The sequence below is a fragment of the Rhodococcus sp. KBW08 genome (assembly GCF_003852455.1).
GTDB classification, from domain to species: domain Bacteria; phylum Actinomycetota; class Actinomycetes; order Mycobacteriales; family Mycobacteriaceae; genus Rhodococcus_F; species Rhodococcus_F baikonurensis.
Window position 1 is genome coordinate 1 of the sequence record NZ_QAJJ01000081.1, and the last position, 339, is coordinate 339.

1 other RNA gene is annotated in these 339 nt (G+C 70.5%); it reads right to left on the reverse strand.

From position 1 onward, the window contains the following. Window positions 1-334: RNase P RNA component class A (gene rnpB, locus DBV08_RS32105), an RNA gene on the reverse strand. Window positions 335-339: the final 5 nt, after the last annotated feature.

Sequence of the window (339 nt, forward strand, 5' to 3'; positions counted from 1 at the left end):
GCCGGGTTCTGTGATCGGCAGCCATCCCTCTCGGATCGCCGTTGCCGACGATCTCCAGCGGCCTACCCGGAAACTCGGGCCGGCGCCCTCGAACGTTCCCTGTCTGGCCTTGCTCCCGGTGGGGTTTGCCGTGCCGACCTCGTCACCGAGGTCGCGGTGGTCTCTTACACCACCCTTTCACCCTTACCGTCCGGCCCCGCAGGGCGCGGACGGCGGTCTGTTCTCTGTGGCACTGTCCCGCGGATCGCTCCGGGTGGGCGTTACCCACCACCGTGCCGGATGGAGCCCGGACTTTCCTCGGCCCCGGAGCGTGAGCCCCGAGGACGCGGCTGCCCGGCC